Raw genomic sequence first — 23254 nt, forward strand, 5'->3', positions numbered from 1 at the left:
AAGTTTATTTTGTCGGCGGACATTGGCATAGTTCAGATATTTTTGCGATTAATGCTATTCTTGATGACCTGGAAAAATACCTTGTTAACAGCCCTTAATTATCATAAACAAACACACCCTATTAATCTATAAATTCTACCACCGTTAATCTGAAGAACAACTAGAAAATCCACCTTTCATATGATGTTCACTAAATCACCCATAATAAACAGTTTTCAGTAAGGATTTCAGTCCTGTCTTGAGGACTAAAGACCTCACACTACGAGCAAACATTTTTATTCAGTTTGATTAACCGGACATAATATCAGTGGCACGATTTTACCTATTCATTAGCATCATACTAATAATCACCTCCAGAACCAAACTTCCATGCATCAACCCAGCGATGCCAATAGTATTTAGTAGTGCTGGGTAAATTCTTTTCCCAAGGTTCTAACTTTTTGCTCAATCGAAACAACAGAGAATAAATCCCTAAATTTCCGTAATGAATCATCCAATCTAGCAAAGCTGCTAAACCTACTTGTGGAATAATTCTGACAACTATTTCCGGATGTGCAAAATTCGTCTTTAATAATGTTTGCGTTAGTCCCGAAAAATTTACTACATCTTGTAAAAATGGTTTTAATACGGGTTCGCCCAAGCTTTGCATTTCTGCAAACACTGCTGATAGCAATTGATTAATTTGATCGGGAGCAATTTTTTGATCCACACCAACACTCATTGCCTTTTGAAATAACCAAGTAACACTTAAATTCGGTTGGTATGGTTGTAGTAATCCTAGCGCCGTAGCAGATAATTGATTGGTTTGCAGTGCTTCATAAATGCCTTGAGTTAAACGCTGCAAGTGACGTATCATTGCACCAAAACCGCCAAAACTCAAAGGTGATTGACTACCACTGCTATCTCCTACTGCTAAAATGCGGCTCCAAGGGGTTTGCAGTGGGCTTTGGCGATAAGAAGGAAAGAAGCCAAATAGCGCTCTTTGAAATGTTAGCTGGTTTAATTCTACACCTTGATACTTCGGCATTAAACGCAGATAATCCTCAAACAAAGCTTCTAAACCCTGCCGTTGTGGATCTGCATCCATGTAGGTAAACATATACGTAGTTCTGCCATCTCTAGCAGGAAAAGCTTCCCAGAAGTATTGGCATTGGTTTTGGATAGGTGTAAACGACAACAATAAATCACCCGTGCTGTTGTCAGGAAAACCTTGAGCGCAACTTCCTACAACCAAGCATATGGCATCTGGTTTTTGTCCTTGCCGTGCTTGTTGAGCGATCGCCGAAAGATGCCCCATCGCATCAATTAATAGCCTAGCTTTGTATTGATTATTTACAATTACTCCGTCTGGGTGAACTACCACCTCATCAAAAGGCGTGTTTTCAAATAACTTGCCACCAGCAGCAAGAAATCTTTGTTTTAAAGTTTCCAGTAAATACACTGGATCTACACCAATATTCAATACATCTTGCACCCAAACTTCTACGCCATTGTGAAAGCCCACTCTGGCGGGATTGTATTCTGTGGCGATCGCTTTTTCTAATTCTGTATCTGTTAACAAACCTAACTGCAAAAAAACTTGTAATTCATGGCGAGAAATGTTCCATTCTTGCTCTCTCCCCCGCAAAATTCCCCGCTCAATTAATCCTACTCGCACTCCCTGCAAAGCTAAGGCGCAACCAATGAAAATCCCCAAAGTACCGCCGCACACTAAAACATCCCAATCTACAGCACCTAAATTTTGCTGACTTTCTTTGACTACCATCGGCACTGGTGCAGTTCCTGACTTGATGGATGATAAAACTTTATCTGCGCGACGCAAACCTCCTAAAACATCGCCCGGTAGCTGAGAAAGAATTTCTTCAGTCAAAGACATAGAGATTAACCAAGAATACACACAACACTATTAACAAGTATCGCGTTCCTGCCGCCTAAATAGACCTTTTTACTCTAGAGGAGTATAAACTTACAGCAAAAACCAAATCAGGAAGACTGATCCCTCTTTTGTAACTACGGGGAAAGAAAATAAGAGCCAAGTTTTCAGCTGTAGATAGAGGGAGCATTTGAGCGTTTATTTTCTGAATAGAATGCCTGAAATCAATATTTTTGTAAAAGTCATATGCTGTAAGGATTCTAGGTTATTCTCTGCCGAAAGTGATAAAAGAGGGCTGATACCATTTCACTTTTTGAGTGATTCATCTTCAACCCCTCCCAACCTCCCCTTACTAAGGGGAGGTGCCGTAGGCGGTGGAGTACATCCATATCAGTCTTTTCGTGAAATAGTATGAGGCTCTTTTCGGAATGAGTCATTTGTTTGACAAAGGCTTGTATAAATCATTGAATAAATATAAATTTGTCGCCATCACATCAGTAGGATTGCATAATATGCGATAACGTCTGAAAGTTACATTGGTAAAATTTTGACTTTGTACTTTTGTAACCAAAATGTTTACCAATGTGCTAATCACCCTAAACAGGGAGGTATCAAATGTCTAATATCCAGCTTTATACTGCAAAGAAAACTAAATCTTCAGTATTTTCGTCAGGAAGACTGTATATAATAATAGCGTCTGTAGTTTGCTTAGGGCTATTAAGTTCTACTGATCCAGTTTTAGCCCATCACGCCTTAAGTGGTAAAATTCCGTCTAACTTCTTTGAAGGATTCATATCTGGTTTAGCACACCCAGTTATTGGACTAGACCATTTTGCTTTTGTTGTAGCTATAGGTTTACTTAGCATCGGTCAGCAGAATAGTTTTTTAATTCCCGCAGCTTTTGTATTAACTGCAATGGCAGGAACAGGTATTCATGTTCTTAACTATAATTTACCATTTCCTGAAATCATCATTGCTTGTTCTGTAGTTGCTTTTGGAGTAATGCTATTGGTGTCTCGCAAACCCAACTGGCTAGTACTAGCAGGATTAGGTGCGATCGCGGGTTTATTCCACGGTTATGCTTACGGCGAATCCATCGTTGGTGCTCAAATGACACCTTTGATTGCTTACTTAGCAGGTTTTAGTGTGATTCAGTATGTAGTTGCAATTGGTGCTTTGCTGATTGGTTCTGCTGTTAGTAACAAATTTAGTGGTATAAAAATGTTAAGGTTTGCTGGCTTGGCTATCGCTGCTATTGGTACTGTCTTCTTAACTACAGCTATTACTGGTTAATCTTAACGTACAAATTCGCTAAATTAATCTCCCAATATTCCCAGCCCAGAAACTCTAGCCAGAGTCATTATCAACATACTTCCTTGTGTTGGAATTGTACTAGTAGCTATTTTCTGTGGCTGGGTTAATTTTTTGAATAAATATTTTTCTGAAGTCATAGCAAATTTCTGGGAATGAGTAGACAAACAAACACGCTCAGGCGGAGAATATTATTGACTGTTAACTTCGATAAACTATATAAAACTAAGTTAGTAAATACTGATGAAACGCTCAAAAATTGTTGCCATTATTACAGGCGCTATATCAATTATTTTAGCGATCGCCTACCTTCTACTTGTTCAAATCCTCGACTTTCGGGGAGAAATGAAACCTGCTCCCATCAGTGAAGTTGAGCAACCAGTATCAATAGTGACTCAGTACTATCCTATTAGTTGATGCAAAATTAAGCTGTTACTAAATTATTGAACTGCGATTCACACTGTTGGAAGACATAATTAACAGCAGCAAAGAGTTTTTCTAGCTCTTGAATCGTATAAAAGGTGGTATTTCTAGTAAAATTTTCTCCTTCCAGCTTACCAAATTGCCAGCGATCGCCATTAGAAACAATACCATATATAGTAATTTGCAGCTCGTTATTAAGTCTTGCAGCAGCAATCATTTCTGCTAGGCATTGCGCCCAACCAGCTTCAAAGTTATCTTGTTTGGCTTCTACTAAAATAAAGTAAGGTTTATCAAATACAACTTTTCCTAAAGGTGACCTTTTCGCCAGAATATATTCAGGAAAACCGGATAATTTCTCATCGTAATTGAGAGACTGATGGCTCCACAAAATAAATTTGCTGCTGTAGCGCTTCCAAACTTCTTTCAGTACTGGGTAAATTAAATTTTCACAGATTGCAAACTCTGAGTTATCAACAACTCCTTCACGCATGACTGTTTCTAAGTCTTCGCGAAAGTAGTTAGAGATATCAAATGGAATTTCGACAACAAAGTTTGCTTCAGTATAAATAACTTGAAAAGCTTTGAGAACTTCACCTATAGTTTTGTAGCTGCTAAAAGCCATATCGACCTCATAATAAACAATTTAGAAATTAGAAACATCCCGTTTTGACAAATCGTCCTCAGACTGTAAGTCTGGGGCTAAACAAACGTAGACGCGTAAGCGGCTTCCCGAAGGGTAGTCCACCTGCGCGGACTAACACAAAATCAAGGATTTTAAACCCACGGAGGTCATAAAAATCTCTCCACGTCTCCCTATCTCCGCGTCCCCGCGTCAACCTTAAACGATAAGTGTTCACTAGTAATCAATATCACCCCAAACCAAATAGCTTAGAAATCGCAGGTAATAGTTTATTAGCCGCTTCAACTAATGTGGCAACAGCAGGTAAGCCTGAAAATATCCCTTTCAACATAGTGATTGCTGTTTTTGCAGTCTTTTGCTGAGTCGATTCTTGAGGATTTTTACCCGCTTCTGCCAAAGCTTTCACCTGCTCCAATGCCTCAGCTTTGTTTTCTTCTGGCAAATATGAGGACTGTGTAATTTCCTGTTGTAACTGCGACAATAATTCTTTAATTCCTGGTTTTTCTGCATCGGTTGCATCAGGCAACTGATTGAGGGCAATACTCACATTACCGCTGATAGTTCCCAGGTTAGCAACAGAACTACCACTACTACCTTGAATATTGATGCCACTAATATCAGACACGTTGGTATCTCCTTGGATATTAAATTTCGGCTGCTGAAGTGCTGTTTGGATCGTAGTTACTAACTGACTAATATAATTATCTTTTTCTACTAGCAATAATTGCTGACTCTGCTGCAAAGCTTTGAGTTGATTATAGTCAGCAAAGTATTCGGCACTAAGTTGAGATTTATCGCTACCTTCAGCAGTTTTGGCTCTGAGCAAGAATTTATCTTTGCCACGTTTCTCCATTGCGACGATTTCTAACTCGGCTTCTGGATTATTTTCTGCCAGGTTTTTAAAGGCAATGGCAATGGCACGCGGATCGACGCCTTGATTGTGATAAAGGTCGAGTGTGTCAAAAATTGGCTGGATAAAGTCAGCAAAATCCCCGTCTGCAAACACCTCTTGTTTATTATCAGGTTTGCGGAGGGGGGTCAGGGTTTTCTTTTGTGGGGACGCGCATGAAGACATATTCGCATCTCACCCCATTTAATTTAGTTTCTCTGGTAATGCCCCAATCTTCAATATAGGCTCCGTTAAGCTCATCCCCCGACTGAAGTCTGGGGGATGAAAGCGGGCCGAAGTGAATTGGGAATTGGGCATTGGCCAATGCATGAATGCCCCTTGCCCCAAGACGACGGACGACGATTCTGAGCGCCCCTTAAAGGAACGGGCTTCCCCGTCGTCTTTTGGTGAGAGTTGCACCTGTTAAATCAGTTGCGTCTAATTGGGTTTGCTTGAGCTTTGCTCTTGACAAATCGGCATCTTGCAAGTTAGCCTCATTGAGACCAGTGCCAATAAAGCTAGCATCTGCTAAGTTTGCACCCGCAAGGTCTTTCCTGCCTTTGAAGGAGTGTCCTCGGAGATTTTGACCTGAGAAGTCTAAAGCCATGTCCAATTGCAGGGAGTTGATGAAATTGTACTACACGCTCAACTCTGTCAATTTGGCAATAGTTAAGTATTTTTCACTGTTGAAGTTCAAAGACTTGTTGCCGAGGTTCAAAGACTCATCGACGAGGCTCAAAGACTCATCGACGAAGTTCAAAGACTCATCGACGAAGTTCAAAGACTCATCGACGAAGTTCAAAGACTCATCGACGAAGTTCAAAGACTCATCATCGAAGTTCAAAGACTCATCATCGAAGTTCAAAGACTCATCATCGAAGTTCAAAGACTCATCATCGAAGTTCAAAGACTCATGATTGAAATTCAGAAACTCATCGCTGAGATTTAAAGGCTTGTCGTTGAGCTTTTTGCAAGATCCAGAGGCTCTAGTTTTGGTTACCAGGTTCAACCTGGTAACGAGGGTAATCTTTATTCCTTCTGCCCGGTTACTGAGCGTAGCCGAAGTGCTGCCTTCTGCCTTCGACTATTAAAGATTAATCCGTCGTTTTATTTCTACAAAAGTTGGCGATCGCAGCTATGTCAAGATTATCCTGTATAAATTTATATTAGTAAATTATGTATAGAGTTAAAACTATGGTAATCATTTGATAATCAAAATATAAGAATTTATTAGAGCAAATATCGTTTAATTATCTAGGTTAGGTAATTCCATTTTTGGACATATAAGGTTAATCTATCTTTAATAGAGATTAAACAAAAATTAAATTTTTTTCATACTTTACTTTGCTTGGAAGCAACGGTTGTGTTTTCACGACCGCTCTTTGTTTTTCTGCATATTTAGAGGTAAATGAGTCTATGGCTCAATTCTTACTAGAAACTGTTTGGCTGGTGCCTTGTTACGCTTTGATGGGTGCATTGCTTGCTGTGCCTTGGTCGCCGGGAATTATTCGCCGTACTGGGCCAAGACCTGCGGGTTATGTCAATTTAATCATGACATTTTTCGCGTTTCTGCATTCTACATTGGTATTTTCAGCCGTGTGGAGCCAGCCACCTTATGAAGTGTCCATACCTTGGTTGAGTGTTGCTGGTTTAAATCTCTCTATCGATTTAGAAATTTCTTCAGTAAGTGTAGGTGCAATGGTGGTTATTGCCGGCTTGAATTTGCTGGCACAGATTTTCGCGATTGGCTACATGGAAATGGATTGGGGTTGGGCGCGCTTTTATTCTCTGCTGGGTTTATTTGAAGCAGGACTTTGTGCTTTAGCCCTTTGCAACAACTTATTCTTTAGCTATGTAATTCTGGAAATCCTGACTTTAGGAACTTACCTGTTAGTCGGACTATGGTTTAGCCAGCCTCTGGTAGTTACCGGTGCTAGGGATGCTTTTCTAACTAAGCGTGTAGGTGACTTATTTCTACTGATGGGGGTACTGGCGATCTGGCCTTTAGCTGGAACTTGGAATTACACCGAATTAGCTAATTGGGCGGCTACTGCTAATGTTGATCCTACACTCATGGCATTGGTTGGTTTGGCACTCATTGCCGGGCCGATGGGTAAATGCGCTCAATTCCCTCTACATTTGTGGCTAGATGAGGCAATGGAAGGGCCTGTTCCCAGCACCATTTTACGGAACTCTGTGGTAGTAGCGAGCGGTGCTTGGGTACTGATTAAACTGCAACCTGTTTTGAATCTATCGCCGATCGCCTCTGCTGCGATGGTAGCGATTGGTGCAGTAACAGCACTTGGTGGTTCGATTATTGCGATCGCTCAAATTGATATCAAACGTTGCTTATCCTATTCAGTTAGCACCTATATGGGTTTGGTGTTTATTGCTGTAGGTACGCAACAAGACGAAGCTGCATTATTGTTGGTACTTACCCACGCCGTCTCGTCAGCATTGTTGGTAATGAGTACTGGTGGAATTATCTGGAACAGTATTACTCAAAATGTTACCCAATTGGGTGGATTGTGGTCGCGCCGTCCCATGTCGGGGCTTGCCTATATAATTGGAACCCTGGGATTAATTGGTTTTCCACCTTTAGGAAGCTTTTGGGCATTGTTGGAATTAGCTTCAGGGCTGTGGGAAATACAACCTTGGCTGGTAGGAGTGGTAATTGCAGTCAACGTTTTAACAGCTTTTAGTTTAACAAGAGAATTCTGTTTGATTTTTGGTGGTAAACCCAAGCCAATGAGCCAGCGATCGCCAGAAGTTCATTGGCCTATGGCTCTGCCCATGATGATTTTATTGGGTTTTGTTCTACATCTGCCTTTGGTGTTGCAAAGTTTATCACTTCTACCCAGTTGGGCAAGTCTAAATAAAGATGTTGCTTTGCTACTGATGTGGTCGAGTATTTTTGGTTGCAGCATTAGTTGCGTAGTTTATCTCAGCAATCTTATTCCTAAGCCAATTCGCCTCCCTTGGCAGCCTTTGCAAGATTTGATTGCCTACGACTTTTACACTCCAAAACTCTATCGTATGAGCATAGTTTTGAGTGTTGACCTGCTTTCTAAATTAGCCGATATTGTTGACCGCTTTGTTGTCGATGGCATTGTTAATTTAGTTGGTTTGGCTTCTATTGGTGGTGGTGAAAGTCTCAAGTACATAACCTCCGGACAAACTCAATTTTATGCTTTTACAGTTCTGCTTGGAGTTGGCGTTTTGGGAATGTTTGTTACTTGGCCGTTCTGGGGAAATCAGTTTTTGGAATTGATGTTTTAGGTTCGTGCTTAGTTAGTCTTTAAGAAACAAAAATTAGGGTAAGAAAAACTTTAAAATTCCCACTTAATCATGCTCAGTGTTTTGATTTGGCTCCCAATAATTACTGCTGCTTTGATAGCATTTTTACCTAGCAATATTCCTGCTAATCGCATCCGTTTAGGAGCATTAACTCTAGCTGGGATAGCTCTTCTGTGGAATCTTTTCATTCTCTTCAAATTTGATATCAATAATCCAGGGATGCAATTACAAGAGTATCTACCCTGGAACGAAACTCTTGGCTTAAGTTATCAACTTGGAGTTGATGGAATTTCCATATTAATGCTGATTTTAAATAGCTTGCTTACCTGGATTGCTATTTACAGCAGTAGTCAGCAAACAGAACGTCCTCGGCTTTTTTATTCCCTCATTTTATTAGTGAGTGGTGGAGTCGCAGGAGCATTTCTAGCAGAAAATTTGTTACTATTTTTCCTGTTTTACGAACTTGAATTAATACCCTTTTATCTGCTAATTTCGATTTGGGGAGGGCAAAGACGAGCCTACGCCGGGATTAAATTCCTCATTTATACTGCTGTTTCCGGAGCTTTAATTCTAGCTACTTTCTTAGGCATAGTTTGGCTAACTGGCTCTCCCAACTTTAATTACGATTCCCTCTCTACCCAGGCTTTATCAACGGTACTGCAAATAACTTTACTTTTGGGAATATTACTAGGTTTTGGTATTAAGATTCCCCTAATTCCTTTGCATACCTGGTTACCAGACGCTTATGTTGAAGCTTCCGCCCCGATCGCCATTCTTCTTGGTGGTGTATTGGCAAAACTAGGAACTTACGGTATTTTGCGGTTTGGCATGATGTTGTTTCCCCAAGCTTGGAGTATTCTCGCCCCATCTTTAGCAATTTGGGGAGCAGTAAGTGCTATCTATGGAGCTGTTGTCGCGATCGCTCAAAAAGACATCAAGCGCATGGTGGCATACAGTTCCATCGGACACATGGGTTACATACTCCTAGCTGCTGCTGCCAGCACTTCCTTAGCACTTGTAGGTGCAGTTGCCCAAATGGTTAGCCACGGTATTATCCTCGCGATCCTCTTCCATTTGGTAGGAGTTGTAGAAGCCAAGGTGGGAACTCGCGAACTAGATAAACTCAATGGCTTGATGAGTCCGATCCGAGGTTTACCCTTCATCAGCGCCTTACTTGTCTTAGGCGGAATGGCTAGTGCAGGTATTCCTGGAATGACAGGATTTATTGCTGAATTTATCGTCTTTCAAGGCACTTTCTCTGTCTTTCCTATCCCCACATTAATGTGCGTAGTAGCTTCTGGCTTAACAGCCGTTTATTTTGTGATCCTCCTCAACCGCACCTGTTTCGGCAAACTCGACAACAACCTTGCCTACTATCCTAAAGTTCAGTGGTATGAAAAAATGCCAGCTCTAATTTTGGCAGCCTTAATCTTGTTCTTGGGAGTACAACCTACTTGGTTAGTGCGTTGGATTGAACCAACAACAACTGCTGTTGTTGCAACAATACCTGCTTTAGAAAAAACAGTGACTCCTCAACTAGCCCTTAAGGAATGAGCAGATGAGTAGGAAAATAACCACTAACTACTGTACGGGTGGGTTTAGAAGATAAATTATCAGTTTGAACGGTAAAATTATCAACAAAACTACTACCCACTAACAAATGACCAATAACTCATCAGCTAATGTATAGAGAATTACTTAGCTATACAGTAGAAAAGATGAATTTGACATTAATTCCGAGTGGATTGGTAATTCTTCGCTTTTTTATTGCTCCCTTGCTTGTTTGGGATACCCTTGATGGCAAAACAAGCGTTTGGTTCATTGTCGCCTTTGTGACTGCCTTCCTCTCGGATATCTTGGATGGAGTAATTGCCAGACGGTTGAATGTTAGTACTGCCCAACTCCGGCAAGCTGATAGTTGGGCTGACGTTTACCTTTATCTTTGTATAGCTGCTAGCACATGGTTAGTATATCGAGATATTGTCATTGCTTATCGTCTGCCCTTACTAATAGTTATTTTTGCCCAGTTGGTTTGGTGGATAGTAAATCTGGTGAAATATGGTAAACCTGCTAGCTATCACACTTACTCGGCAAAGTTTTGGGGAATCACTCTTTTTGTTACCATTATTGCTCTTTTCGGATTCGATTATGCAGGGATTACCTTATGGCTTAGTTGTATTGTTGGTGTTATTCACACTTTAGAAGAAATAGCCATAACGCTCATATTACCAATATGGACGCATGATGTTTTGAGTATTTTTCATGCTTTAAAGTTGCGAAATGAAGTGACAGAAATTAGTTAATGGTTAGTAGTTAGTAGTGAGTTGTCTATATACTCTGCTTATCTCCTTGTTCCGCACTCCCCCACTCCTTCTCTTTCCCATACATTATTACCTATTTATTCCTTCTGCCTCCTGCCTCCAGCATAGCTGCCTTATTTTCAACTAAGAGGAAATTTAAATGGTACAAACTCCAGATAAACCTGTAACTAAATTACCGCCTTCTACACATGAATTTGCAGAAATAATTCATCGTCTGGAAGCTGGCGGTTCGATGTTACCAGATACGCCAGAAAACCTGATGCAAATTATCGGTATTTATAAAGCTTATGCAGTGCCGATGGATTTTTATTGGCGTGACTTGCTTTATATTGCCGAACGTGTATTTTTAAACCCGTTAGCATTTTTTAAGTACTTCTTGCCCAAAGAGTATTTAGAGCGCCACAATCACTATGCTGGTGATGATGCCGATTTACGAATTTGGCGTGGTGAAGCAACTGCCCATCCCGAACTTTTGGCATTTATGGAAAAAGGTGAAACTTTTAAAATGCCAAAGTTATTGCATCATTTGTTCCACGATCGCATCAATATGGAATTTGCTGAAGCTTGTATGCGGGCTATGCTCTGGCATCGTCATATGTATGCGCCAGTAAACCAGTTTGATGCTTATCTGGATAGCGAAGAGTACAAAGCTAATGCCAATAGGGCAATTAAGGCATACTTTCAAGGCAATCCCGTGATGTTGGGACTTTACAAACTGTTTCCTGATATGTTTTTGGAACAGTGCCGTCAGATGTCTTACTATGCCAATCTCGGCTTATTCTGGGAAGTAATGGCTCCCGTTTTCTTTGAAATGTCAGACATTTACGACGAAGGCGGGTTTAAAGGTGTACCCGATGCCATGAATTTTTTGGTGAATGGAATTTTTGCGATCGCCGGGCGCCCTATTTACCATCATGTTTATATTCGAGGTGAATGCTACGAAATTGTCCCCAAATCTAAAGGCTTCACCTGGCTTTACGAGGCAGCACTACCATATGTAGAAGCTGTGTTTTATCGTACCGCCCCTTTCCGTGGTACAAAATCTTACAATGCTCAAGTCGGGCAAGTTCCTGACAAGCAAGAAGATTTCCACTATGGAATTCTCTATGCCGACGTATTTCCTGTTGGTACAGCAGGTATTCCACCAACATTATTAATGCAAGATATGTTACATTTCTTGCCTGCTTATTTGGTTGAGTATTACAAAAAACATTGCCGGGGTGAAGAAGATATGTTGATTCAGTTGGGAATCAGCTTCCAACGTTCGATGTACAATGTCACTTCTGCGGTAATTCAAGCTTTGCGAACAGCACTTTTATATCCTTTAGATGATCAAAATCCTAAGCATTTACAAGCCAATCGAGAATTCTTTGAAGCGCAATTAAATCGTTTTTGTCGTCCTGAATATGGTATGCGGGATGCGGCTCGTTTGCGTCAAATTCAGCGACAGGATTATCGGTAATATATTTCCATCAAAGCTATACCTGCTCAAACTAGTTGTTGAATCCCCACCCATAAGGGCTGGGGAATATTTCAACGAATTAACACGTAAGAAAACGAATACGCTCGCCATCGCTATTTCTGGAATTGGTACCTCTTTTTGCCGTCAGCTTGTGCGGAAACTGTAGGGTGAACGTGATTTGCTCATTCGCACTCTCAACAAAAATTGAGGCTCCTAAGCGCTGCGCTAATTTTTGCACAATCGCCAATCCTAATCCAGTTCCATCTCTCTCAACACTTGAATTACTAACACTCAGTTGTGTAGTGTTGGCTGTGGTATATGCACAGACAATGATCGCTTTACCAATAGGTGTGTAATTGCAAGCATTGGTTAGTAATTCAACTAAAATCCGCTCCAAGTCAGAAATATTGGTTGTTAATAATGGAAGCTCGGCACTTGTTACTATATACAATTGTTTTTGTTGACTGCAAATGCGTTCTTTAAACAACCGGACGATAGAGGGAATCCAAATTTGTAAATCAATTGTATCCATTGCCAAAGGCGCAATCTCTGCATCGAGATGGGCTGGCATTACAGATACTTCTATTGCATTGTCAATTCTGCTTAATAACGATAATTCCAATTCACTGTGATGCCAACAGGTGACTGAGTTGAGGTAACAACTACTAGTTTGTGGAAAGGGATCGGCGCTCATCCAAAATTCCTGCCTTTTTACTAGCTATAAAGGTGTTGTCAAGAGGGCTAGTTTGCGTTCGCTTCCTTACATAAGACTGGTTGCTAAGACACGAGATTCCGCAATATCCCGAATCAGCGACGTTCTAGAGGCAATGTAAGTGTACAATGCACAGACTTCTTCTCCATTCAACAGAATCTTGCTGGCAATTTGTTGCAGGATCAGCTTGATTAACCCAGTATCTGTCAGAGCAAGCAGTTCGCTACTTGGGGTATCTTCAATTACAGACCAAGTCAATCGCAGCATCGAAGTGTTGATATGCATCGTTTCATTCCTGTATATTTATGGAAAATTTTAATATTTTCTTTAGATTTTGTTAATTGCCATTTTTTTAAATCCTGTCTTCCTTTGGAATAATTTAATATTTTATTTAGATTCTTGCAGTGATTGTAACTAATCGAAATATTTTTTGAGCAACAAGTAGCGGCGACGATTTACCCCATTCCTCTACCGTGATTGGTGGGGAAGGAACGCTGCTCCCGGTACTGGGTTACTCGGTATCAGGTAATGGGTATTAGTGATTACACAGGGAATTAGATGAGTCACGATCGCAAATTAATTTATTTTTCTCGTTCAATTCAGCCTCATGGAATTCTTTTAGTGTTGTCGCATCCTGAGCTAAAGATTCTGCAAGTAAGTGTTAATACTCAGGCTCATCTAGGAATTCCCCATCAGAATTTGCTTGGACAAACCCTCGATACATTGCTAGAGGATTCACAAATTCAAGCAATTAACAAGTGCTTGTCGAAAGATTTTAGTGGTATTAATCCGAGCAAAATATTAATTCGCACCCCAAAGGGCGATCGCTCCTTTAACGTTCTGCTGCATCGAACAACAAATGTTATTGTTCTAGAACTTGAGCCAGTAGTTCCACAGACACAAGAAAATTTCTTTAGTATTTCTGCGCTCCTCAAAGGAGCGATTGCTCAACTGCAACAAGTATCCAGTACTAGCGAATTTTTACAGTTAGTGACTCAAGAGGTTCGGAATCTAACTGGGTTTGATCGAGTTATGGTGTATCAATTTGACTTCCAAGGAGCAGGGAAAGTAATCGCAGAGGCAAAGCAGGATCATCTACCGTCTTATCTGGATTTGCACTATCCCGCCACAGATATACCAGAGCCAGTCAGAGAAGCTTACAAACGCGGTATGTCGAGATTTATCCCTGATTTGAGTGCGCAAGCAATAGAGTTGGTTCCGCCAAAAAACCTCGTGACTCAACAACCACTAGATTTCAGCTTGGCAGTGCTGCGGAGTGTTGATCCTTGCTGTGTTGAATACCACCAAAATATTGGTGTAGCGGCCATTATGGTCATTTCCCTAGTCAAAGGTCAAACCCTGTGGGGATTAATTTCCTGCCATCATCAGACACCAAAATTTGTCCCTTACGAAATTCGCGAAGCCTGCGAGTTATTAGCGCAGTTCGTAGTTTCGGAACTAACCAATAAAGTTGATCGTGAAGAACTAGACTACATAGTCAAACTTAGATCTTTGCAATCAGATTTTATAGAATCAATATCCCAAGCTGATAACCTCAAACAAGCACTTGTTAATCCTGCGCCTCGCCTGCTGGATTTGGTAAATGCTCAAGGAGCAGCCGTTTGTTTGGAAGATGAAATCACACTGGTGGGGTTGACACCAACAGTTGAGCAGGTTCGCGACTTAATTGATTGGGCTGATACCCAAGTCAGCAATCCCCTATTTCATACTAATTTGCTGCCAAAACTTTACCCAGAAACTCTGGCATTTAAAGATGTCGCTAGTGGCTTGCTGCTGCTGCAAATTTCCAAGGTTCGCCGATGTTATATTCTCTGGTTCCGTCCAGAAGTTTTGCAAACAGTAAACTGGGCAGGTAATCCAAATGGTTCTACCACTGTCAAAGCAGATGGCACTATAACACTATCTCCCCGCAAATCATTTGAACAATGGCAGGAAACAGTTCAATTCACATCACTGCCTTGGAAAGCGTGTGAGTTAGAGCAAGCGTTGGATCTCAGGAATGCGATCGTCGGTATTGTCCTCAATAAAGCAGATGAATTAGCCCAAATCAATCAAGAATTAGAGCGTAGCAACCAGGAGCTAGATTCCTTCGCCTATGCCGCTTCTCACGATCTCAAGGAACCTTTGCGAGGCATTCATAATTTCTCGACGCTGTTGTTAAGAGGTTATGAGTCGGTGTTAGATGACGTAGGTAAATCTCGCTTGCAAACTTTAATTCGTCTTACCCGTCGGATGGAGTCTTTGATTGATGTCTTACTCAAGTTCTCGCGACTGGGGCAAGCAGAGCTACATTTTGTACCTACAGATATCAACCTTATTGTCAATAGGGTACTGGAAGATTTACGCATTAGCCGTCAAGACTTCCAAGCTCAGATTCGCATTCCGCGACCTTTACCTGTAGTTAATTGCGATCCTGTCCTCATTAGTGAAGTTTTCACTAACCTTCTCAGCAATGCTCTCAAGTATAACAATAAGGCAGAGCAATGGATTGAAATTGGCTACTTGGGCGAAGAAGGGACTGGCGATTGGGTGCTGGGTACTGGAAAATCTCAAAAAGTTAACCAACAATCCTCCCAATTCCCAATTACTTTCTACGTCAAAGATAACGGCATCGGCATTCGAGAACGACATCTTGACATTATCTTCCGGTTGTTCAAGCGGTTGCACGAACAACACCTATACGGTGGTGGTACAGGAGCAGGGCTGACAATTACCAAAAAAATTATTGAACGTCATGGCGGACGAATTTGGGTGGAGTCTACCGTAGACGTTGGCTCAACTTTTTACTTTAGTCTCGCATAATTAAGATAAGTTAAATAATGTAAATTATTGTAAAATCATATGAAATAATATCAAACTTTAAATGATCCCAATGGCAACCAAGCAGTGCGAGCCACTATTAATCGCTGAGGATAGTGATGAGGATTTTGAGGTGTTGCAGTTACTAATGCAGCAGATGGAAGTACAAAATCCTATTTATCGCTGTACTAATGGAGATAAAGTTTTAGATTTCCTTTATCAAGAAGGGGATTATGGTAATCAAGATAGTTTGCCACGCCCCTCTGTAATCTTGCTCGACCTAAATTTACCGGGTACTGATGGGCGTGATGTGCTAGAGCAACTTAAGCAAGATCGGAATTTAAGAGAAATTCCAATCGTCGTCTTTACAACTTCCTCAAATCCCAAAGACATTGAATTTTGTTATCAAAAGGGAGCCAATGGCTATCTGATTAAACCAGTAGACTCTAATGAACTAGAGAAAACAGTTCAAGCGTTTGTGGAGTACTGGTTGGAAGTTAATATTCCACCAATCTCTAATTCGGCTCAATGAACAGAGTGCTTTCTCGACACTGTACGGTAGTCGCATTCAAAGAGAGTTTTTTGGGGGAGGCAGCGAACGCTCCCCTCATCTTGTGAAACCTTGTAAAGACAGGAAATCTCGCGTTTATCCTGAGAAAATTTTGATATGATTAGGAAGTATCAAAAAAATTTTTGCACGTCAATTTTATTTATAATTTGCAATCTGTGACTTTATTGAATCAAGGAGATTTCTCCTGTTTGCTTCATGTCAAATATTTGGACACTCCTGATTGCCGATGATTGTGCAGAGGATCGAGAAATTTATCGCGAGTACCTTCTAAGCGATCCTCATCAGTCTTACCAAATTTTGGAAGCTGCCTCAGCAGAGGTAGGACTTGAGCTTTGCCAAAAAAAACACTGTGATGCTATTCTACTTGACTTTTGTCTGCCGGATATGAGCGGACTTGAGTTTCTAGATGAACTAAAGCAACAACATTTAGAAGTCAAGCTTCCTGTGATCATGTTAACTGGACAAGGTGATGAGCGGGTTGCTGTACAAGCAATGAAACTGGGCGCTCAAGATTACTTGGTAAAACAACATCTGCAACCGGATGTGCTGCAACTGACTGTTCGTAATGCGATCCAAAAGTCACACCTGCAAAACCAGTTCAGCAAGATGCAAAAACAACAGCAATTGGCTGCAACGATCGCTTTGCGTATTCGTCAATCATTCAACTTAGAACAAATATTACAGACAACTGCCCAAGAAGTACAGCGACTGTTAGAGTGCGATCAGGTCACAATCTACCAAGTCATTTCCAATTCAGATCACAACTTCACAACCAAATCCGCTCCATTCAATCTCAAAAAACTATGTGAGGCTGGCTTTAGCATTTCCCGTGATCCACTTGAAAAATTCACGGCTTTTGTTGAGGAATTCCAAGCAAACATAGAAAATAATATTCAAGCTTCAAGATTGGTTGCTCACACTCATAAGAAAGTTCCCAAAAAAACATATCTACTCGTTCCCATTTTATTGAATGACTCTGAGGAAACTTTTACTAAATTGTGGGGCTTGTTAGTTGCTTCTCAGAGTTTAGACAAGCGGCAGTGGCAACCAGATGAAATAGACATTCTCAATGAATTAGTAGAGCATCTAGCGAGTACTATTCATCAAGCAGAAAGATTTACTAAAGCACTTGTAGATTTGGAGAATCAAAAGCAACTCAACGCTTTTAAATCCCAGTTTGTCACAACTGTTTCTTGTGAATATCGAACTTTCTTAGCATCTATTCTGGCAGCCGCATCAACGCTTTTGCAACATCATCAAAAGTTGGATGAGTCGAGAAATCAGCATTTCTTGGAGTTGATTGAAGACAAAGCCAGACAAATGAGTCAACTAGTAGATAACCTGCTGGTGATTGAGAAGCTTGAATTTGGCAAAGTAAGTTTTACACCGTTGCCATTTGAATTATTGCAATTCTTCTGTGACATTGTTGAAGAACACCGAAGAAAAATTAGCGATCGCCACCAATTAACTTTCAAAATTACAGGGAATACAAGAGGCTTTTGGGGTGATCAGAAATTATTGCGCCCAATTATCGCTAACCTATTAGCCAATGCCATTAAATATTCCCCGGAAGGTGGAAACATTGAAGTTCACTTAATGGGAGCCGATTCCTATATTGTTTTTGAAGTCAAAGACGAGGGAATTGGTATACCAATCGAAGATCAACAAAACTTGTTGGCATCTGTTAGTCATGGTAGTAACTTTGAAAAAATTCCCGCAACAGGCTTAGGATTATCCATTGTCAAAGCTTGTGTCGAGTTACATGGCGGTGAACTGAGGTTAGAAAGTCACCAGGAGCAAGGGACAAAGGTAACTGTCACTTTACCCAAGCGACCAACTCAAATTTAGCATCCTGGACTGAGGAGAAAATAATAATATTTTTTTACAAAATGGTATAAACACTAAATACTTACACTGTAATGTTAAGAAAATGTAACATTTTCTGAAGTAATTACTTGAAATATGTAAATAAATATTTAAATAATTAAAACAAACATAAAGATTAGCTAAACTTTTATCATTCTTTAGATTTCCTTAATATTCTGCTATCTGCACTTCCAATCAAGACTTTTGCGAGTATTCATACCCGTGGAATTTTTCTGAATTGGCAAGAAATAAACATGGATTTCCAAGAATAGTTTTTTAATTTCTTCTCAAAATCTCTAATTTTTCACAAGTTTCTATGACTATCATTCCAGGTACACTCGTCCAACTCCCCAATGGGAGTAACGGTATTGTTATTCCTTCTACTTGGTGGAAACCTGGTCGTGTTTTAGTAAAAATGCGACGTGGTAAGAGACGATGGTTCAAAGTCGATGAGTGTACTCTCATCCGCTCAAACTATTGAATACTATAGGACGATTGAGGCAAAAACTGAATTAGCCGATTTCGGAAGAATAAGAACTAGCAAAGAGGTTGCTGTGAAAAAAGTACTTGCAATAATTCTTGGTGGAGGTGCTGGTACCCGACTTTATCCTTTAACTAAGCTCCGCGCCAAACCTGCTGTTCCTCTAGCAGGAAAATATCGCCTTATTGATATTCCTGTTAGTAACTGCATTAATTCCGAAATCTATAAAATTTATGTGCTAACACAGTTTAATTCAGCATCTCTCAATCGTCACCTTTCCCATGCCTACAACTTTTCTGGCTTTTATGAAGGATTTGTGGAGGTTTTAGCTGCTCAACAAACTCCACAAAGTTCTAATTGGTTTCAAGGAACAGCCGATGCCGTACGTCAATATCTCTCGCTATTCCAAGAATGGGATACTAGCGAATATCTAATTCTCTCAGGAGATCACCTATATCGCATGGATTACAGCAAATTTATACAGCGTCACCGGGAAACCAACGCTGATATAACGATCGCTGTTGTGCCAATGGATGAAAAGCACGCCTCTGCCTTTGGCTTAATGAAGATGGATCGTGCTGGTAGAATTCTCAGCTTTAGCGAAAAACCCAAAGGTGAAGCATTGCAGTCAATGCGTGTTGACACAACTCTACTAGGATTAACTCCAGAAGGAGCCAGACAAAAGCCTTATATAGCCTCGATGGGGATTTATGTTTTTAAGCCAGAGGTGTTAGTAGATTTATTGGAGAAATTTCCTACTCAAACTGATTTTGGTAAAGAAATCATTCCAGCAGCTGCAACTACTCACAACATTCAGGCTTATTTATTTGATGGCTACTGGGAGGATATTGGCACGATTGAAGCATTTTATGAGGCAAATCTGGCACTGACTAAGCACCCACAACCACCATTCAGTTTCTACGATGAAAAAGCACCCATTTACACTAGAGGGCGATCGCTACCCCCAAGCAAAATTCAGAATTGCCAAATCACCGATTCTATGATTGGGGAAGGTTGCATCATCAAAGATAGCCAGATTTATCACTCTGTTTTGGGCATTCGCACGCAAATTGAGGCAGGCTGCACAATTGAAGACACTTTAATCATGGGTGCAGATTACTATCAAACACATACAAAGCCGGAGAGCGTACCTATTGGTATTGGAGCAAATACCATCATTCGTCGTGTGATCGTTGATAAAAATGCACGTATCGGTAGTAATGTAGAACTAATTAACAAACAACAAATTGAAGAAGCAGATCAGTCTGAGCGAGGCTTTTATATTAAGAGCGGCATCATTGTAATCTTAAAAAATGCCACAATTCCAGATGGAACAGTAGTCTAGGATCTAGCGTTTGAACTAGACAACACTCAATAAAGCAAAATTACGTCTAATGTGAACTAGCTGAACTTACCTTGAGTCGCAGTAAATCTAATCAGCCACGCAAATTATGAGCGGTTGTAGTAAACCTTAAATTGTGGGGTGCGTTAAGCGCTGCTTTAACACACTGCATTTATTGGTGCGTTACGGCTAATCTGACTCTCTTAAAAGCTCAAATCTCTACATAGCCGTAACACAACGGTAATAAAACGAGAACTCAGAGCGGCGGCTATTTAACAGAAGCCGCTTTGCGTCTACCGCCGAAGTGCGTTAGCTCCTCGCTCCAGGAGGCTCTGAAGTTCGGTGGGCAGAACATCTGACCTTTTTTACCTCCCTACTTAATATTAACTTTCTAATATAGCCTCTAGCCACGTAAATTATGAGCAGTTATATATCCGACTTTTATAAAAAGTTGGGGATTTGAACAGAAAAGTAGATAGATTGCAAAATCCAATCTTTAAGTGATAACGCCACAGATAACATAGATGCACGTAGATAAATTATCTGTGTCTATTTGTAGTTGATGTATAAAATACATCAGACGTAAATAATAATTTAATGATTAATGTTAACTATCCTAACACGAGCAACTTCAACGTCTTTGAGGCGGAATGTGGGGAATAATAATGTAAGAATAGCCTGGATGAATAACAATAAACTTGTCAACGCCGATATCTAAATCAGCTATTGCTTTCGCATCCTTCAGTATTGCTGCTCTTCTACCAGGAGTCTGGCAGTAGACGTAAATTGTTTTTGTTTCCGGAACAAAGCTTAAATGACAAACACCCCAAAAAGGGAATCTGTAAGCCAAGAACTGGGAAACAACTTGCATAAAGGTCATTTAGCAACAACCCCCAACCGATGTCAAGCTTAGAACTTGCAGTTGCCTACAATCGATGCGATCGCATAAAAGAGAACTCACCATCTCTCCTGTATAAATTTCCAGACAAGCATTTGGTGGTGCTTTAAACATTAGCCGTTGCCCTGGAAACACAACACGCTCAAAAAACCAGCCTGGAATATTGGAGATGCGAGCAATTTGAACCTGGCTAGTGTTGTTGACAAAGTAACAGAGGATGTAATGAGAATCGTTGGACAGTGGTGGATTGAGTAGATGAGTCATATCTATAGCTTTTTTGAAAAATAGCGCCAAACTCATTTGCGGTGAGACTGACGCTAAATCCACAGGGTTTTTATATTCAGGGTCTTTATAAAAGCTGACCCCGTTTGATAACGAAATTTAAGCTTATATTTAGATTTCCATCGAATTAGCAAAATTTCGTAATATTTAATATTTTCTTAAGATTTATGCTCCGGTACTTTTTCAGTACTGCGATACGATTACCTACCGTGTATACACAAGTCTATTTTTCTCATTACCATGTTCTGCATGGTGATGAAAATTGGAAGGCTCCGCCTCCTTTGCAGGCAGAGCCTCAACCATGGTTTCCCAGGCTCTAGCCTGGGAAAGAGAAAAAATGGGATTTGGGGGGGTGATTAAATCATTTGTGTGTACACCGTAGGATACGATTACAGACAGCAGCGTGAGAGCGATCGCATAATTCAAAAACTAAACTAAAAGTGTAGTGCATGAGTTAATGTAGCGTACAACCCAAAAAATAAGGACGGGCATCCCACAAGATGGAATAATCTATTTTCTGGTGTTCTCTGAAGTAACAAAAACTCAACGACTGTAAAGCTGTGTCATCTCCAACAATCGCTGACTTAATTCTGTAGTTAACTGTTGAGAACTGCTGTAACGCCAACGCCAGTTACCTGCATTCACACTTGGATCATTCATCCTGCCACTACCATCCAAACCCAAAATATCTTGGAGTGGAATAATTGCCAAATCTGCAACCGAAGCTAAAGCCGTGCGGATGAATAGCCAATTGATTTCTTTAATTTCTTCCGGCGAAGCGTAACCAAAGTATTTTGAAACCATCTGCCTTTCTTGTGGTGTTGCCTGCTGCCACCAACCGATCGCAGTATCGTTATCGTGAGTACCTGGGTAAACTACACAATTTTTGACGTAATTGTGTAGCAGGTAAGCATTGTCAGAATCACCGCTAAAAGCAAATTGTAAAATCCGCATACCTGGAAAATCAAAGCGATCGCGTAATTCTTCGACTTCTGGTGTAATAATTCCCAAATCTTCTGCCATTACAGGTAAACTACCCAAAGTCTCACCGAGAGTTTCAAAAAATTCCACTCCTGGTGCTTTAATCCACTCGCCATTAATGGCTGTTTCTTCCCCCGCAGGTACTCGCCAGTAAGCTTCAAAACCCCGAAAATGGTCAATTCTAACAATGTCTACATATTGTAAGGTAGCCCGAAACCGCTCAATCCACCAAGCAAAGTTAGTTTGCTGCAACTTATCCCAATCGTAAACCGGATTTCCCCACAACTGTCCAGTGGCACTGAAATAGTCTGGCGGAACTCCGGCTATATAGGCAGGTGCTAAAGTCTGTGGATCGAGTTGAAAAATATCTGGAGTTGCCCACACATCTGCACTGTTATGGCAGACATAAATAGAGATATCGCCAACTATTTTAATATTTTTGTCATTGGCGTAAGTACGCAGTTTTGACCACTGCTGGAAGAATTTAAATTGTAGGAACTTGTGGTAGAAAATTTCTTCCTGAAATTTCTCAGTTGCAGCTTGCAAAGCACTGGGTTCGCGGCGGGCAAGAGTACTTTCCCAGTCACTCCAAGCTTTACCACCATTAGCTTCCAGTAGTGCCATAAATAACACGTAATCATCGAGCCAAGCCGACATCTCCCGACAAAATTGCTCAAACTCTGCGTTTGGTTGTTTACTCAAAGTTTGCTGAAAACGCTCAAACGCGAGGCGGAGAAATTTCGTTTTGTGAGGAATTACCGCATCAAAATTAACTCGCTGAGGATTTTGAGATTCACTTTCTGGTAAATTTGTCAATTCCTCCTTGGATAGTAAATTTTCTTTTACCAACTCCTCAAGACTAATTAACAGGGGATTGCCAGCGAAAGTACTAAAATTCATGATATATGGCGAGTGTTCGTAGCCTGTAGGCCCCAAAGGCAGTATTTGCCAGAGTTTTTGTCCACTCCTATCTAAAAAATCTACAAATTCATAGGCCGATTTACCTAAATCTCCAATTCCAAATTGGCTTGGTAAAGAAGTTGGGTGTAACAAAATTCCACTTGCTCTTGAAAAACTCATGAGAC

General features: G+C 40.6%; 21 protein-coding genes. 11 read left to right on the forward strand and 10 right to left on the reverse strand.

The genetic code is table 11. The annotated features are described in order from the left end of the window. Positions 1-340: 340 nt before the first annotated feature. Positions 341-1876 carry an FAD-dependent oxidoreductase gene (locus QUB80_RS33860; protein ID WP_289793851.1) on the reverse strand — a complete coding sequence of 512 codons (1536 nt, stop codon included), beginning with the start codon at positions 1874-1876 and terminating at the stop codon, positions 341-343. Positions 1877-2488: 612 nt separating this feature from the next. Here QUB80_RS33860 and QUB80_RS33865 point away from each other — a divergent pair. Further along, a complete protein-coding gene (locus tag QUB80_RS33865) occupies positions 2489-3166 on the forward strand; it encodes a HupE/UreJ family protein (RefSeq protein ID WP_289793852.1) in 678 nt (225 codons plus the stop codon). 261 nt (positions 3167-3427) lie between these two features. Next, entirely contained in the window at positions 3428-3601 is a 174-nt protein-coding gene (locus QUB80_RS33870) for a hypothetical protein (RefSeq protein WP_289793853.1), read from the forward strand. Positions 3602-3608: 7 nt separating this feature from the next. Here the strand turns inward: QUB80_RS33870 and QUB80_RS33875 are convergent, their stop codons facing one another. The 4 genes from QUB80_RS33875 to QUB80_RS33890 form a co-directional block, all read right to left on the reverse strand. Beyond that, complete coding sequence (locus QUB80_RS33875; protein ID WP_289793854.1) at positions 3609-4229, reverse strand: hypothetical protein; 621 nt, start codon at positions 4227-4229, stop codon at positions 3609-3611. A gap of 247 nt (positions 4230-4476) precedes the next feature. After that, entirely contained in the window at positions 4477-5322 is an 846-nt protein-coding gene (locus QUB80_RS33880; protein ID WP_289793855.1) for a hypothetical protein, read from the reverse strand. A gap of 190 nt (positions 5323-5512) precedes the next feature. Then, positions 5513-5743 carry a pentapeptide repeat-containing protein gene (locus QUB80_RS33885; RefSeq protein ID WP_289793856.1) on the reverse strand — a complete coding sequence of 77 codons (231 nt, stop codon included), beginning with the start codon at positions 5741-5743 and terminating at the stop codon, positions 5513-5515. A 30-nt stretch (positions 5744-5773) separates the two neighbouring features. After that, positions 5774-6145, reverse strand: coding sequence for a hypothetical protein (locus QUB80_RS33890; protein WP_289793857.1), 372 nt, complete (start codon positions 6143-6145; stop codon positions 5774-5776). Positions 6146-6552: 407 nt separating this feature from the next. On the opposite strand from QUB80_RS33890, the gene QUB80_RS33895 reads away from it, so the two are divergent. The 4 genes from QUB80_RS33895 to QUB80_RS33910 all read left to right on the forward strand — a co-directional run bounded on the left by QUB80_RS33895 (position 6553) and on the right by QUB80_RS33910 (position 12216). Then, complete coding sequence (locus tag QUB80_RS33895; RefSeq protein WP_289793858.1) at positions 6553-8415, forward strand: NAD(P)H-quinone oxidoreductase subunit F; 1863 nt, start codon at positions 6553-6555, stop codon at positions 8413-8415. Positions 8416-8484: 69 nt separating this feature from the next. Next, the gene (locus QUB80_RS33900; protein ID WP_289793859.1) at positions 8485-9987 is read left to right on the forward strand and encodes an NADH-quinone oxidoreductase subunit M; all 1503 of its coding nucleotides are present in this window, start codon (positions 8485-8487) and stop codon (positions 9985-9987) included. A 164-nt stretch (positions 9988-10151) separates the two neighbouring features. After that, a complete protein-coding gene (locus QUB80_RS33905) occupies positions 10152-10736 on the forward strand; it encodes a CDP-alcohol phosphatidyltransferase family protein (protein ID WP_289793860.1) in 585 nt (194 codons plus the stop codon). Between the two features lie 157 nt (positions 10737-10893). Then, positions 10894-12216 (forward strand): CO2 hydration protein, encoded by a 1323-nt coding sequence (locus QUB80_RS33910; protein WP_289793861.1) that lies wholly within the window; start codon positions 10894-10896, stop codon positions 12214-12216. A gap of 79 nt (positions 12217-12295) precedes the next feature. Here the strand turns inward: QUB80_RS33910 and QUB80_RS33915 are convergent, their stop codons facing one another. Together QUB80_RS33915 and QUB80_RS33920 are read right to left on the reverse strand one after the other, a co-directional pair. Beyond that, positions 12296-12910, reverse strand: a complete 615-nt coding sequence (locus tag QUB80_RS33915; protein ID WP_289793862.1) for a sensor histidine kinase — start codon at positions 12908-12910, stop codon at positions 12296-12298. A gap of 66 nt (positions 12911-12976) precedes the next feature. Beyond that, complete coding sequence (locus QUB80_RS33920; protein ID WP_289793863.1) at positions 12977-13213, reverse strand: hypothetical protein; 237 nt, start codon at positions 13211-13213, stop codon at positions 12977-12979. Between the two features lie 273 nt (positions 13214-13486). On the opposite strand from QUB80_RS33920, the gene QUB80_RS33925 reads away from it, so the two are divergent. From QUB80_RS33925 to QUB80_RS33945, 5 genes are all read left to right on the forward strand, one after another. Beyond that, positions 13487-15751 carry an ATP-binding protein gene (locus QUB80_RS33925; RefSeq protein WP_289793864.1) on the forward strand — a complete coding sequence of 755 codons (2265 nt, stop codon included), beginning with the start codon at positions 13487-13489 and terminating at the stop codon, positions 15749-15751. Positions 15752-15821: 70 nt separating this feature from the next. Continuing rightward, complete coding sequence (locus tag QUB80_RS33930; protein ID WP_289793865.1) at positions 15822-16280, forward strand: response regulator; 459 nt, start codon at positions 15822-15824, stop codon at positions 16278-16280. 234 nt (positions 16281-16514) lie between these two features. After that, on the forward strand, positions 16515-18167 hold the full coding sequence (locus QUB80_RS33935) for a hybrid sensor histidine kinase/response regulator (RefSeq protein WP_289793866.1): 1653 nt from the start codon (positions 16515-16517) through the stop codon (positions 18165-18167). A 334-nt stretch (positions 18168-18501) separates the two neighbouring features. Further along, on the forward strand, positions 18502-18666 hold the full coding sequence (locus tag QUB80_RS33940) for a hypothetical protein (protein ID WP_289793867.1): 165 nt from the start codon (positions 18502-18504) through the stop codon (positions 18664-18666). Between the two features lie 73 nt (positions 18667-18739). After that, positions 18740-20011 carry a glucose-1-phosphate adenylyltransferase gene (locus QUB80_RS33945; protein ID WP_289793868.1) on the forward strand — a complete coding sequence of 424 codons (1272 nt, stop codon included), beginning with the start codon at positions 18740-18742 and terminating at the stop codon, positions 20009-20011. Between the two features lie 628 nt (positions 20012-20639). Here QUB80_RS33945 and QUB80_RS33950 read toward each other — a convergent pair. The 3 genes from QUB80_RS33950 to malQ form a co-directional block, all read right to left on the reverse strand. Then, positions 20640-20888 (reverse strand): hypothetical protein, encoded by a 249-nt coding sequence (locus QUB80_RS33950; RefSeq protein WP_289793869.1) that lies wholly within the window; start codon positions 20886-20888, stop codon positions 20640-20642. After that, complete coding sequence (locus QUB80_RS33955) at positions 20889-21170, reverse strand: DUF1830 domain-containing protein (RefSeq protein WP_289793870.1); 282 nt, start codon at positions 21168-21170, stop codon at positions 20889-20891. It abuts the gene before it with no gap. Between the two features lie 561 nt (positions 21171-21731). After that, a complete protein-coding gene (malQ, locus tag QUB80_RS33960) occupies positions 21732-23249 on the reverse strand; it encodes a 4-alpha-glucanotransferase (RefSeq protein ID WP_289793871.1) in 1518 nt (505 codons plus the stop codon). Positions 23250-23254 lie beyond the last annotated feature (5 nt).

Origin of the sequence: Chlorogloeopsis sp. ULAP01 (assembly GCF_030381805.1) — a bacterium.
Lineage (GTDB): Bacteria > Cyanobacteriota > Cyanobacteriia > Cyanobacteriales > Nostocaceae > Chlorogloeopsis.